This window comes from Nocardioides solisilvae (assembly GCF_003194625.1).
Lineage (GTDB): Bacteria > Actinomycetota > Actinomycetes > Propionibacteriales > Nocardioidaceae > Nocardioides > Nocardioides solisilvae.
In genome coordinates, this window is sequence record NZ_QHKX01000003.1 from 472776 (window position 1) to 486780 (window position 14005).

Here is a 14005-nt window from a genome sequence, read left to right on the forward strand (position 1 = left end):
CACCGGCCAGCGGGCTCGAGGAGCCCGCGGAGCCCGTGGTGCGCGACGGCGTCGCGTTCGTCGAGGCGGTCGTCACCCACGACGTCTCCTCCCCCGAGGCGTTCGCCGTCGTGGAGGACGTGCGGGCGGCGACGCACGCCGTGCCGGGGGCCGACGCCCTGGTCGGCGGGGGCTCGGCGTTCTACCTCGACACCAAGGAGGCGTCGGCCCGGGACAACCGCGTGATCATCCCGACCATCCTGGCGGTGGTCTTCGTGATCCTCGGCTGCTGCTCCGGGCGCTGCTCTCGCCGCTGGTCCTGGTCGCGACGGTGGTGCTCTCCTTCGGGGCGGCCATGGGGATCTCGGCCGTGGTCTTCGAGCAGGTCTTCGGCTTCGCCGGCTCCGACCCCTCGTTCCCGCTCTTCGCCTTCGTCTTCCTGGTCGCGCTCGGCATCGACTACAACATCTTCCTGATGACCCGGGTCCGCGAGGAGACGCTCGCCTCCGACACCCGCACGGGCTCCCTGGTCGCGCTCACCTCGACCGGCGGCGTCATCACCTCGGCCGGCCTCGTGCTGGCGGCGACGTTCCTGGTCCTCGGCACGATCCCGGTCGTCTTCCTCGCTGAGCTCGGCTTCGCGGTGGCGCTCGGGGTCGTCCTCGACACGATGGTCGTGCGCTCGGTGCTGGTCACGGCGATCAACCTCGACCTCGGCGCACGCATCTGGTGGCCCAGCCGGCTCGACCGGTCGCGGGAGCCGCAGGACCCGGCGGACGGACGCCGTACGCCGCCGGCTCAGCGCAGCGCGAGCGCCTCGCAGGGCGCCGTGAGCTCGGCGGGGCAGACCTCGTCGAGCCCGTAGACGCCGTCATGGACGACGGTGCGCGCGAGCGTCGCGCCCGTCACCGGGACCGGCTGGAGCAGGAACGCGGGGACTCCCTCGTAGTCGACCGCACCGGAGACCTCGGCGCCCGACATCAGGTCCACCGCGACCTCGGCCGCCCGGCGGGCCAGGTCGGGCAGGGGCTTGTAGACCGTCATCCCCTGCTCGCCAGCCACGATCCGGTGGACGGCGTCGAGCTGCGCGTCCTGGCCGGTGAGGAACGGCGCGTCCCGCCCGAGGCCGAGCGACGCGAAGGCCGCGGCCACGCCCCCGGCCTGCGTGTCGTTGGCGGCCACGACCGCGTCCACGTCCCGGAGCCCGCGCCGGCCCAGGCCCTCCACGAACTCCCGCGCCTCCTGCTCGCCCCACGTGTCGGGGGCGAGGTCGTCCACCACCCGCACGTCGGCCGCCGACAGCACCTCGTCGAGCGCCGAGCGGATCGCCCCGGCGTTGGCGTCGCCCCGCGCGCCGTCGACCACCACGACCCGGGCCCGACGCCCGACCGCGTCGACCACCGACTCGCCCATCTGCCGACCGATCTCGCCCGGGTCGACGGAGACGAACCAGTCCGCCCCGGCGACGTACCGGTCGTAGGCGACCACCGGGACGTCCCCGGTGGCCAGCACCATCCGCTCGCCCGCCTCGGAGTCCACGGCGTTGAGCACCACGACGTCGGCCCCGGCCTCGAGCGCCTCCTCCAGCTGCGCCTCCTGGCGGGCCGCGTCCTGCTCGGCGTTGAAGGTGAGGTAGTCGCAGCCCCGGCACGTCTCCTCGACGTGCTCGCGGAAGACGGGCTCGTCCACCAGCTCCCAGCGGTCCGCCTGGGTCGAGGCGAGCAGGAAGGCGACCACCGCGCGGTCCGGCTTCACGCACGCCGAGAGCGCGGCGCACAGGGCGAGGCACAACCCCAGCGCGAGCAGCCTCCTGGGCGTGGGCACGGCGGGGCTCCTCTCGGCGCGGGCGGACGGGTCGCCCGGGACGCTAGCGCAGCCCGCGCCGCCGCGCACCCGGCGGTGTCACTCGAACGGGAGGAACCCGTCGCCCTCGGGACAGGTCCCCCCGACCTGGAGGTCGCGGCTCGAGGCGAACGCTCCCCACCGCCCGATCTCGAGACCGGCGAGCGGACCCTCGTCGCGGGGGAAGACCGCCGTGACCCGGTCGCCGTCGACCTCGGCCTCGAGGTCCAGCTGCACCTGGGCGTAGTCCTCGAACACGGTGACCAGCTGGCCCACCTGCTCGCCGTCGCGGAAGACCAGGTTGAGCTGCGCCTGCGCCACCCCCTCGTCGTCGGCGACCTGGACGCCGAAGTCGAACTGGTCGGACGCCGGGACCTCGTGGCCCTCCCACGTCACCGTGAGGTCGTCCTCGGTCGCCACCACCGTCGCCGTGCCTGGTCCAGACCCCTCGAGCTGGCAGGAGACCTCGACGGTCCCCGCGTCGCCCGCCTCCGTCGCGTCCCCCGACCCGCTGCACCCGACCAGCCCGGCCGACAGCACGACCGCCGCCGCGGCGGCACGACAGCGCCGGATCCCCCGCAGGCCCCGCACCGTGGTCCTCACTCCCACTCGATCGTGCCCGGGGGCTTCGAGGTGATGTCGACGGTGACCCTGTTGACCTCGGCCACCTCGTTGGTGATCCGGGTGGAGATCCGCTCCATCACCTCGTAGGGCAGGCGGGCCCAGTCGGCGGTCATGGCGTCCTCGGAGGTGACCGGGCGCAGCACGACCGGGTGGCCGTAGGTGCGGCCGTCGCCCTGGACGCCGACCGAGCGGACGTCGGCGAGCAGCACCACCGGCATCTGCCAGATGTCGCGGTCCAGGCCGGCCCGGGTCAGCTCCTCGCGGGCGATGGCGTCGGCCTCGCGGAGCAGGTCGAGCCGCTCGCGGGTCACCTCGCCGATGATCCGGATCCCGAGGCCCGGGCCCGGGAAGGGCTGGCGCCAGACGATCTCCGACGGCAGGCCGAGCTGCTCCCCGACCTGGCGGACCTCGTCCTTGAAGAGGGTGCGCAGCGGCTCGACGAGCTCGAACTCGAGGTCGTCGGGGAGCCCGCCCACGTTGTGGTGGGACTTGATGTTGGAGGTGCCGGCACCGCCGCCGGACTCCACGACGTCGGGGTAAAGCGTGCCCTGGACCAGGAAGGCGACCTTGGCGCCCTCCTCGGCGGCGTTCTTCGCCAGCACGTCGGCCTCGGCCGCCTCGAAGACCCGGATGAACTCGCGGCCGATGACCTTGCGCTTCTCCTCGGGGTCGGTGACCCCGGCGAGGGCCGACATGAACCGCTCCTCGGCGTCGACGACGTGCAGGTTGACGCCGGTGGCGGCCACGAAGTCGCGCTCGACCTGCTCGGCCTCGCCCTTGCGGAGCAGGCCGTGGTCGACGAAGACGCAGTCGAGGCGGTCCCCGATCGCGCGCTGCACGAGCGCGGCGGCGACGGCGGAGTCGACACCGCCCGACAACCCGCAGATCGCGCGGCCGGTGTCACCGACCTGCTCGCGGATCCGCTCGATCTGCTCCTCCACGATGTTGACCATCGTCCAGGTCGGCCGGCAGCCCGCGATCTCGTGCAGGAAGTGCTCGAGCACCCGCTGGCCGTGCTCGGAGTGGAGCACCTCGGGGTGCCACTGCACGCCCGCGAGGCGGCGCGAGGTGTCCTCGAAGGCCGCGACGGGGGTGACGTCGGTGGCGGCGAGCACGGTGAAGCCCTCGGGCGCCGACTGCACCGAGTCGCCGTGCGACATCCACACCTTGTGCTCCTCGGGGAGCTCGGCCAGCAGCGTGCCCGGCTCGACGACCCGGACCGGGGTCCGGCCGTACTCCCGGGCGCCGGTGTGGGCGACCTCGCCGCCGAGGCCCTGGGCCATCAGCTGGAAGCCGTAGCACATGCCGAAGGTCGGGACCCCGGCGTCGAAGAGGGAGGTGTCCAGCGAGGGCGCGCCCTCGGCGTACACGCTGGACGGGCCGCCGGAGAGGATGATCGCGGCCGGCTTGCGGGCGAGCATCTCGGCGACCGGCATGGTGTGCGGCACGATCTCGGAGTAGACCCGGGCCTCGCGGACGCGGCGGGCGATCAGCTGCGCGTACTGCGCCCCGAAGTCGACCACCAGGACCAGGTCGTGCTCAGCGGCAGCAGGCGCAGTCATGGTCGCACTCTAGCGAGCCTCCCGCACCCGGAAATGCACCAGGGCCCGACCGGGGAGGGAGGTTGGTCGAGCCCTGATCGTCCACGCCGCTCGGGACGCCCTGGACGAAGACCCGGCAGCTATGGGAGGGAGTGCCGGGCCTGCACTGGTGACAACGATGCACCACCGCGCAAAGTTACGCCGGGATTCGACTATTTCTGCGCGAGCCTCTCGCTGCCCTGCGCCGCGCCCTGCCCCGCGCGCTGCCCCGCCGCGAGGGGCCGACCTCCCGACGTGACGGCGACCACGGGCAGCCGCAGCGCCGCGGGCGCGTGCTCGGGCACCGCCGGCCGGAGCGGCCGCACGGGCTCCACGGGTCGGTACCCCTCACCCAGGGCCGGCCGGGGGTCGACCTCGCCCTTGTTGGGCCACAGCGCCATGGCGCGCTCGGCCTGCGCCGTGATGGTCAGCGACGGGTTCACCCCGAGGTTCGCCGAGATCGCCGACCCGTCGACGACGTGCACGCCCTCGTGGCCGTAGAGCCGCTGGTAGGGGTCGATGACGCCGGTCTCGGGCGAGTCGCCGATCGTGCAGCCGCCGATGAAGTGGGCGGTCAGCGGGCGCTCGAAGGGCTCGCCGATGTTGCCGCCGGGAGTCCCGCCGATGGCCTTGGCCATCAGCCGGGCCGCCTCGTAGGCCTGCGGGATGTAGGTCGGGTTGGGCTCGCCGTGGCCCTGCCTGCTCGACATCCGCCAGCCGAGGGGCGTCCGCACCCGGATGGTGGTGATGGAGTTGTCGAGCGTCTGCATGACCAGCGCGATCACCGAGCGCTCCGACCAGTGCTTGAGGTCGTAGAGGTCGAGCGCGTTGGCCCGCTCCCGCCACATCTCCCGCAGCCAGGTCCGGACCCGCGACTCCCCCGGCACCGGGTCGGCGAGCACGGTCTGCATGAGGGCCATCACGTTGCTGCCCCGGCCGTAGCGCACCGGCTCCACGTGGGTGTGATCGTCGGGGTGGAACGAGGAGGTGATCGCCACGCCGCGGCTGTAGTCGGTGGAGAGGTCGGGCGCCAGCGCTCCGAGGATCGCCTCGGAGTTGGTCCGCGCCAGCACGCCGAGCCGGTCTGAGACGTGCGGGAGGTCGCCGGTGGCCTTGAGCTGGTGCAGCAGCTTCTGGGTGCCGAGCGCGGCGGCGGAGAAGACCACCTGGTCGCAGGTGAACTCCTTGACGGCGCTGCGCCGCGAGAGCTTCGCCTTGGTCCAGCGCGCCTGGACCGTGTAGCCCCCGCCCGGCCGCGGGCGGACCCGGGTGACGGTAGTGAGCGGGTGGACGACGGCGCCCAGCTGCTCGGCGAGGTGCAGGTAGTTCTTCACCAGCGTGTTCTTGGCGTTGTGCCGGCACCCGGTCATGCACTCGCCGCAGCCGAGGCAGGCGTTCCGCGCCGGACCGGCCCCGCCGAAGTAGGGATCGGCGGACTCCTCCCCCGGTTCCTGCCCGGGCCCGCCGAAGAAGACCCCGACCGGGGTCGGGTGGAAGGTGTCGCCCACCCCCATCTCCTCGGCGACCCGCTGCATCACGTCGTCCGACGGGGTGCGCAGCGGGTTCTCGACCACGCCGAGCATCCGCTTGGCCTGGTCGTAGTACGGCGCCAGCTCGGCCTTCCAGTCGGTGATGTGCGACCACGACGGGTCGCGGTAGAAGGCGTCGAGCGGCTCGTAGAGCGTGTTGGCGTAGACCAGGGAGCCGCCGCCCACCCCCGCGCCGGCCAGGATCAGGCAGTTGCGCAGCACGTCGATCCGCTGGATGCCGTAGAGGCCGGCGGCCGGCATGTAGAGGTAGCGCTTGAGGTCGAACGACGTGGAGGCGAAGTCGGCGTCGGTGAACCGGGCCCCGGCCTCGAGCACGCCGACCCGGTAGCCCTTCTCCGAGAGCCGCAGCGCGCTCACCGAGCCGCCGAAGCCCGACCCGATGACCAGGACGTCGTAGTGCATCGGGGTGCGGGCACCGGGACGGGCCATCAGGCGCGACCCAGCTTGTTGAGCAGGCGGAGGCTGACCGTCATCATCTTGGCGTAGGCCTCCTCCGACATCCCGGCGGGCGGCCGGATCGGCAGGCCCCGCTGGGTGCCGACCGACTGGGTCTCGGTGTAGCGCAGGATCCCCTCCTGGCCCTGCCGGCGGCCGAGCCCGGACTCGCGCATCCCGCCCATCGGGGCCGCGAGCGTGCCGAACGCGGCGCCGTACGGCTCGTTGACGTTGACGGTGCCGGCCTTCAGCTGGCGGGCCAGCTCGCGGCCGCGGGTGCCGTCGGAGGTGTAGACCGACGCGTTGAGGCCGTAGCTGCCCTGGTTGGCCCGCGCGACGGCGTCGGCCTCGTCGTGGAACCGGTAGAGCGAGACCACCGGGCCGAAGGTCTCGGTGCCGAAGCAGGCCATGTCGGGCGTGACGCCCTCGAGCACCGTCGGCTCGTAGTAGTAGGGGCCGAGGTCGGGCCGGGCCTTGCCGCCGGTGAGCACCCGCGCGCCCTTGGCGACGGCGTCCTCGACGTGGGCGGTCACGGCCTCGAGCTGGCGGGCGCTGATCAGGGTGCCCATGTCGACCTCCCAGTCGGTGCTGGCGCCGAGCGCCAGGGCCTGGGTGCGCGCCACGAAGCGGTCGACGAAGCGGTCGTAGACCTGGTCGGCGACGTACATCCGCTCCATCGAGATGCAGAGCTGGCCGGAGTTGGAGAAGGCGCCGCGGACCGCCCCCTCGGCGGCCCGCTCGACCGGGGCGTCGCGCAGCACGAGCATGGGGTTCTTGCCGCCCAGCTCCAGCGAGCAGCCGATCAGCCGCTCGGCGCACTGCTGCGCGATCACCTTGCCGGTGGCGGTGGAGCCGGTGAAGCAGAGGTAGTCGATCCCCGCGATCAGCGGGGTGCCGACCTCCGCGCCCTGGCCCGCCACGACCTGCCACAGGTCGGCCGGGAAGCCGGCCTCCTCGAGCAGCTGGGCGCCCAGGAGCGCCGTCAGCGTGGTCTGGGAGTCGGGCTTCGCCACCACGGCGTTGCCGGCCATCAGGGCCGGCAGGCCGTCGCAGAGCGCCAGGGTGAAGGGGTAGTTCCAGGGCGAGATGATCCCGACCACGCCCTTGGGGATCCGGTTGACGTCGACCCGGGTGAGCCCGGGGAACATCCCGGGGACGCGACGGGTGGCCAGGTGGGAGGCGCTGGTGCGGGCGTAGTACCGCGCCGTCATCGCCACGTGGGCGACCTCGAGGAAGGCGTCCTTGCGGGCCTTGCCCGACTCCAGGCAGACCAGCTCGGTGATCTCGTCCTGCCGGTCGAGGACGAGGTCGTGGAAGCGCAGCATCATCCGGGAGCGCTCGGCCACCGACGTCCGGGACCACGCCTCCTGGACCCGGCGGGCCCGGGCCAGGGCCCGCTCCACGTCCTGGGGAGTGCTCTGCGGCACGTGCGCCAGGGGCGCCTCGTCGAGAGGTGAGCGGACCTCGTGGGTGGGCTGGGCCCCCGGCGTGGCCACGACTCGGCCCGTCAGGCGTCCCACGTAGTCGGGCTCCAGCGCCCAGCTGGCGCGCGGGTCGTGCTCGGGGTCGCGCGGGCCGTCGGTCAGGGGGCCTCGGGGCGAGCTCGCAGTCATGTACTGAGGGTATGTGACCCACGTCTCCGGCGGCTACCCCTCGGTAACGCTCCGGCAGGCGGATCGGGTGGTGGATCCACCCGGGCCCCGGGCGGGGTTGGACGGACCCACCGGCTCAGGCGGAGCCCCCGCTGACGATCTCGGGGGCCTGGACCCGTGCCTCGTCGGCCTCCTGGTCCGTCGCCTTCAGCTGGCTCTGACGCTCGGCCTCGACCCGGCGCAGGTAGTGGTCGACCTCGTTGGCGACCGTCGCCTCGTCCCAGCCGAGCTCGCCGGCCATCAGCTCGGCCACCTGCCGAGCGGCGCGCGTGCCGCGGTCGAAGGTCTCGATCGAGATCCGGGTACGCCGGGTGAGGACGTCGTCGAGGTGTCGGGCGCCCTCGTGGGTGACGGCGTAGACGACCTCCGCGGCCAGGTAGCCGGGGGCGTGGCGCAGGGGCTCACCGAGCTCGGGTCGCGACTCCACCAGGGCGAGCACCTCGTCGACCAGGCCGCCGTACCGACCGAGCAGGTGGTCGACGCGGCCGACGTCGAGGCCGGAGGCACGCGCCAGCGCGACCCGCTGGTTGGTCCGGGTCTCGTAGCCGTAGGCGCCCATCAGGGGAACCCGGTCGGTGATGCTGGGCATCACGCCCTCGACGCCGTCGAAGGCGACGTCGACGGCGTCGCGAGCCATCACCCGGTACGTCGTGAGCTTGCCGCCGGCGATCAGCACGAGGCCGGGCACGGGGCTGATCGTGGTGTGCTCGCGCGAGAGCTTGGTCGTCTCGGCCTCCGCCCCCGCCTTCCGCATCGGCTTGAGCAGCGGCCGCAGCCCGGCGTAGACGCCGACCACGTCCTGCAGGTCGAGCGGCACCTTGAGCAGCCCGTTGAGCTGGTCGAGCAAGTAGGTGATGTCGGTGCGGCTGGCTGCGGGGTGGGCCAGGTCGAGGTCCCACGGGGTGTCGGTCGTGCCGATGATCCAGAAGGCTCCCCACGGGATCACGAAGAGCACCGACTTCTCGGTCTTGGTGATGAACCCGCACTCCGAGCGGATCCGGTCGCGGGGCACCACCACGTGGATCCCCTTGGACGCGTCGACGTCGAGCGACCCCTCGCCGCCCATCATCTCCTGGATCTGGTCGGTCCAGACGCCGGCGGCGTTGATCACCCGGCGCGCCCGGATCTCGAGGTCGACGCCGTTCTCCAGGTCCCGCGCGGTGACGCCGACGACCCGGCCCGGCCCCTGTCCTGGTCCGGTGGCCGGCTCGCGGAGGAAGCCGGTCACCTTGGTGCGGGTCGCGACGTGGGCCCCGTTGTTGGCCGCGGTGCGGGCGACCGTCATCACGAGCCGGGCGTCGTCGACCTGGCAGTCGTAGTAGCGGATCGCCCCGTGCAGGTCGTCGGTGCGCAGGTCCGGCGCCATCCGGGCGAGCTGCCTGCGGAAGAGGTGCTTGTGCTTCGGCACCCCCATGTCGTACTTCCCGGCCATCGCCATCGAGTCGTAGAGCGCGACACCGGCCCCGACGTAGGGGCGCTCCCAGGCGTGCTCGAGGGGGTAGAGGAACGGGACCGGTCGGACCAGGTGCGGGGCCAGGCGGGTGAGCAGCAGCCCGCGCTCCTCCAGCGCCTCCTTGACCAGCGCGAAGTCCAGCATCTCGAGGTAGCGCAGGCCGCCGTGGACCAGCTTGGAGCTGCGGCTGCTGGTGCCGCTGGCCAGGTCGCGCTGCTCCACGAGCCCGGTGCTGAGGCCCCGGGTCACGGCGTCGAGGGCAGCCCCCACCCCCACGATGCCGCCGCCGACCACCAGGACGTCGAGCTCTCCCTCGATCATCGCCGAGAGGGCGGCCGCGCGGGAGTCCGGATTCAGGGCGATGGGGGTGCTCACCCCTCCAGTGTCCCAGTCGCTGGTCGCCGCGGACGAACCGCGGCCGTCGGGGTCCTCAGGCTCCGGGCAGCGCCTCCGCCTCGTCGAGCCGGCGCTGCCAGAAGGCCCGCTCGTCGGGCCCGCCCTCGGCCCGGGCCACCTGCGCGGCGAGGTGCTCGACGGCCGACGTCCGGTCCCGCGCTTCCAGCGCCAGCAGCCCCACGACGGCGCGCCGCGCCGGACCGCCCGGGGCGCCACGCTGCCGGGCGCCCGGCGGGGTCCCGGCTCCGGTGAGCAGGTGGTCCTGGGCCAGGGCGTGCACGGCGAACGTGTCCAGGAAGGGCAGCACGCGGCGGCGGAGGTGGTCGGCGCACCGGTCCAGGTCGTCGGGCGCCGCCGTCCAGCGTTCGTCGAGGCTGACGTCCAGGTGGTGGGCGAGGATGCGGGAGCGGTCCACGCCCCGCGGGCGGTCCGACGGGTGCGCGGCGTCGAACCGGACCCCGTAGACCAGGCTGAGGGCGTCCCGCGACGAGCCCAGGTGCACCAGGTCGACCCGGTCGTCGTGGGGTCGTCGCCAGGTCCGGCCGCCGCCCTCGAAGCCGGCCGCTCGCAGCGTCGGCAGCAGGTGGCTGCGGAGCAACGCATCCACCGCGGCCCGCGCACGCGCGGGCGCGGGGTCCGCCCTCCGTCGCACCTGCGCCGCCTTCGACCGCCGCAGCTCGTCGTCCCGACATCCCACGGCGGCCGGAGTCACCTCGGCCTCCCGGCGGGCCGCGAGCGCAGCGCCGACCTTGCGGACGAGGTCGCGCCGGGTGAGGTCCTGGAAGAGCTCCGTCAGCACTGCCACCTCCCCCGCACCGCCGCGCACGACGAGGGTGTCGACCGCCGCCCCGGCCACCTTGAGCGCCAGGGCCGTCGTGGCACCGGGGCCGCTCGGCGCGGCTCCGCGCCGGGCCAGGAAGCCGAGCACCCGAGGGACCCACTCCTCCTCGTCCGGAAGGGTGCGCGTCGCCAGGACCGCGGCACGCACCACGTCCTCGTTGCCGGGGGCGAGGAGCCGCTGCGTCTCCCCGTCGTCGCGGTCGGTCGCCCTTCCGGGCTCGGTCACGGCCGCCTCCTCGAGCCACGCCCGCAGCAGGCCTCGCGCCTCGGCGACAGCCAGGGCGGCCCCGACCTCGCGCAGCCAGCGCTGCGACGGGGAGCGATGGCCGAGCCCGCCCAGCGCCCGCACGAGCGGCCCGACCGCCTCCACCGGGGCGACGCGCGCGGCCTCGCGCGCCAAGGGGCCCCACCCGTCCCCGGGCTGGACCAGCGAGAGGTCCAGCAGGTCGGGCGGGGTGGTGGCAGAGAGGGCCCGGGCGGCGGCCCGGCGGGCAGCGTGCAGCCCGTGGCGGTGGGGCACGGCGTGCAGCCACGCGTCGAAGCGTCGGAGCGCGTCGACCATCGCGGCGTCGGCGCCACCGGCGGCACCCACCTCCTGCGCGGCCGCCAGCACGACGCCGGCCCCACGATCGTCGAACGTCCGCCGTGAGACCGCGGCCAGCCCGAGGCGGACAGTCGCGGCGTCCCACGGGAGCGCGCCGCGGCGCAACCGGTCGATCACCCCGTCGGCGGCGGTCCCCAGGACCTGGTTGACGTCGTCACCGACGTCGGGCCGGTGCACGACGTGCTCGGGCACGGAGAGCAGGAGGAGCAGCGCGGCCAGCCGGTCGCGGGACGTCCAGCCCGCCGTGGCGGCCACCTCCGGCCAGGCGTCCCACCCGTGACCGGAGGCCGCCAGCGCCTGGTCGACGACGTCGCGCGCGGCATCCAGGTCCCTCACCCGGACGAGTATCTCCGAGCGTCGGGCCGCCCGCCGCGGGTTTGGAGCAGGTCAGCCGACGACGACCTCGACGCGCTGGAACTCCTTGAGCTCGGTGTAGCCGGTGGTGGCCATGGAGCGCTTCAGGGCGCCGATCAGGTTCATCGTGCCGTCGGCGACGTGGGAGGGACCGAAGAGGATCTCCTCCAGGGAGCCCACGGGCTCGAACTCGACGCGCTGGCCGCGCGGCAGGTCGGCGTGGTGGGCCTCGGTACCCCAGTGGAAGCCACGACCCGGCGCCTCCTTGGCGCGCGCGAGCGGCGAGCCGACCATCACCGCGTCGGCGCCGCAGGCGATGGCCTTCGCCACGTCGCCCGACCTGCCGATCGAGCCGTCGGCGATGACGTGGACGTAGCGGCCGCCCGACTCGTCGAGGTAGTCGCGGCGGGCGGCGGCGACGTCGGCCACCGCGCTCGCCATCGGGACGGCGACGCCCAGGACGGTGCGGGTCGTGTGCGCCGCTCCCCCGCCGAAGCCGACCAGCACGCCGGCCGCGCCGGTCCGCATCAGGTGGAGCGCGGCCTGGTAGGTCGCGCAGCCGCCGACGACCACCGGCACGTCGAGCTCGTAGATGAACTCCTTGAGGTTGAGCGGCTCGGCCTGGCTGGAGACGTGCTCGGCCGAGACCGTCGTCCCGCGGATCACGAACATGTCGACGCCCGCGTCGACGACCGTCTTGGCGAACTCCTTGGTCCGCTGCGGCGAGAGCGAGCCCGCGACGGTGACCCCGGAGTCACGCATGTGGCGCAGCCGCTCGGTGATCAGCTCGGCCTTCACCGGCTCGGTGTAGATCTCCTGCATCCGCGCGGTGGCGTCGACCCCGCGCAGCGAGGCGACCTCCTCCAGCAGCGAGGTCGGGTCCTCGTAGCGGGTCCACAGGCCCTCGAGGTTGAGCACGCCCAGGCCGCCGAGGCGGCCGAGCTGGATCGCGGTCTCGGGCGACATCACCGAGTCCATCGGCGCGGCCAGCACGGGGAGGTCGAACCGGTAGGCGTCGATCTGCCACGCCACGCTCACCTCCTCGGGGTCGCGGGTGCGCCGGGAGGGCACGATCGCCACGTCGTCGAAGGCGTAGGCGCGACGCGCGCGCTTGTTCTTGCCGATCTCGATCTCGGTCACTGGTGGACCCTCTCAGATGCCGGTGTAGTTGGGGGCCTCGACGGTCATCTGCACGCCGTGGGGGTGGCTCTCCTTGAGCGAGGCGGACGTGATCCGCACGAAGCGACCCTTCTCCTGCAGCTCGGGCACGGTGCGGGCGCCGACGTAGAACATCGACTGGTTGAGCCCGCCGATGAGCTGGTGGGCGACCGCGCCCAGCGGGCCGCGGTAGGCGACCTGACCCTCGATGCCCTCGGGGACGATCTTGTCGTCGCTGGCGACCTCGGCCTGGAAGTAGCGGTCCTTGGAGTAGGACTTCTTGCCGCGGCTCGACATCGCGCCGAGCGAGCCCATGCCGCGGTAGGCCTTGAACTGCTTGCCGTTGACGAAGACCAGGTCTCCGGGCGACTCCTCGCAGCCCGCCAGCAACGAGCCGAGCATCACGGAGTCGGCCCCGGCGACCAGGGCCTTGGCGATCTCGCCCGAGTGCTTCATGCCGCCGTCGGCGATCACCGGGACGCCGGCGGGCCGCGCCGCCAGCGAGGCCTCGTAGATGGCGGTCACCTGCGGCACGCCCACGCCGGTGACCACGCGGGTGGTGCAGATCGAGCCGGGGCCCACCCCCACCTTGACCGCGTCGGCACCCGCGTCGACGAACGCCTGGGCGCCGGCCCGGGTCGCGACGTTGCCACCGATCACCTGGACGTGGCGGGTCGCGGGGTCGGCCTTGAGGCGCCGCACCATGTCGAGCAGCAGGTGGACGTGGCCGTGCGCCGTGTCGGCGACCAGCACGTCGACGCCCGCCTCGACCAGGGTGGTCGCCCGGACCCACGCGTCGCCGAAGTAGCCGATCGCCGCGCCGACCAGCAGCCGGCCGTCGGCGTCGTGCGAGGCGTGCGGGAACTGCTCGCCCTTGACGAAGTCCTTGACGGTGATGAGGCCGGTGAGCCGGCCGTCGTCGTCGACCAGCGGCAGCCGCTCGCGCTTGTGCGCCCGCAGCAGGGCGGTGGCCTCCTCGCGGCTGATCCCGGCGTGGCCGGTGATCAGCGGCATCGGGGTCATCACCTCGTCGACCTTGGTGGTCGCCCACTCGGCGACCGGGGTGAACCGCAGGTCGCGGTTGGTGATGATGCCGATCAGCTCGTGGCCCTCGTCGACCACCGGGAGCCCGGAGACGCGGTACTCGCCGCAGATCCGGTCGAGGTCCTCCAGCGTCGCGTCGGGGCCGATGGTGACGGGGTTGGAGATGATCCCGGTCTGGGTCCGCTTCACCAGGTCGACCTGGTAGGCCTGGTCCTCGATGGAGAGGTTGCGGTGCAGGACGCCCATCCCGCCCTCGCGGGCCATTGCGATCGCCATCCGCGACTCGGTCACGGTGTCCATCGCCGCGCTGACCAGCGGCACCTTCAGGGAGATCTCCCGGGTCAGGCGAGTCGTGGTGTCGATCTCGGAGGGAGCCAGGTCGGACTCCCCCGGGAGCAGCAGCACGTCGTCGTAGGTGAGGCCGAGGCTGGCGAACTTCTCAGGGATCTCCACCCCTGCATCCTACTTTGACCGGCCGACCGCCCGACCACCAT

Annotated in this window: 10 protein-coding genes and 1 pseudogene; 2 read left to right on the top strand and 9 right to left on the bottom strand. The window is 73.4% G+C overall.

The window, feature by feature from the left end:
• Positions 1–38: 38 nt before the first annotated feature.
• Positions 39–203 (top strand): annotated as a pseudogene (locus tag DNK53_RS18400) (hypothetical protein); the annotation flags it as partial.
• Between the two features lie 110 nt (positions 204–313).
• Complete coding sequence (locus DNK53_RS18140; RefSeq protein ID WP_476739104.1) at positions 314–844, top strand: MMPL family transporter; 531 nt, start codon at positions 314–316, stop codon at positions 842–844.
• Here the strand turns inward: DNK53_RS18140 and DNK53_RS13590 are convergent.
• The 9 genes from DNK53_RS13590 to guaB form a co-directional block, all read right to left on the bottom strand.
• Complete coding sequence (locus DNK53_RS13590) at positions 778–1803, bottom strand: substrate-binding domain-containing protein (RefSeq protein ID WP_162599944.1); 1026 nt, start codon at positions 1801–1803, stop codon at positions 778–780. The two genes, DNK53_RS18140 and DNK53_RS13590, sit on opposite strands and share 67 nt — an antisense overlap.
• Positions 1804–1881: 78 nt before the next feature.
• Entirely contained in the window at positions 1882–2424 is a 543-nt protein-coding gene (locus tag DNK53_RS13595; protein ID WP_110182856.1) for a hypothetical protein, read from the bottom strand.
• Positions 2421–4007 carry a glutamine-hydrolyzing GMP synthase gene (gene guaA, locus DNK53_RS13600; protein WP_110182857.1) on the bottom strand — a complete coding sequence of 529 codons (1587 nt, stop codon included), beginning with the start codon at positions 4005–4007 and terminating at the stop codon, positions 2421–2423. The genes DNK53_RS13595 and guaA overlap by 4 nt, the downstream gene beginning before the upstream one ends.
• Before the next feature lie 191 nt (positions 4008–4198).
• Positions 4199–6004, bottom strand: a complete 1806-nt coding sequence (locus DNK53_RS13605; RefSeq protein ID WP_239456529.1) for a GMC oxidoreductase — start codon at positions 6002–6004, stop codon at positions 4199–4201.
• Positions 6004–7623, bottom strand: coding sequence for a succinic semialdehyde dehydrogenase (locus DNK53_RS13610; protein ID WP_110182858.1), 1620 nt, complete (start codon positions 7621–7623; stop codon positions 6004–6006). The genes DNK53_RS13605 and DNK53_RS13610 overlap by 1 nt, the downstream gene beginning before the upstream one ends.
• 115 nt (positions 7624–7738) lie before the next feature.
• On the bottom strand, positions 7739–9436 hold the full coding sequence (locus DNK53_RS13615) for a glycerol-3-phosphate dehydrogenase/oxidase (RefSeq protein WP_110183160.1): 1698 nt from the start codon (positions 9434–9436) through the stop codon (positions 7739–7741).
• Between the two features lie 109 nt (positions 9437–9545).
• Positions 9546–11291 carry a DUF4304 domain-containing protein gene (locus tag DNK53_RS13620; protein ID WP_110182859.1) on the bottom strand — a complete coding sequence of 582 codons (1746 nt, stop codon included), beginning with the start codon at positions 11289–11291 and terminating at the stop codon, positions 9546–9548.
• 51 nt (positions 11292–11342) lie between these two features.
• Entirely contained in the window at positions 11343–12449 is a 1107-nt protein-coding gene (locus tag DNK53_RS13625) for a GuaB3 family IMP dehydrogenase-related protein (RefSeq protein ID WP_110182860.1), read from the bottom strand.
• A 12-nt stretch (positions 12450–12461) separates the two neighbouring features.
• Entirely contained in the window at positions 12462–13964 is a 1503-nt protein-coding gene (guaB, locus tag DNK53_RS13630) for an IMP dehydrogenase (protein ID WP_110182861.1), read from the bottom strand.
• Positions 13965–14005: the final 41 nt, after the last annotated feature.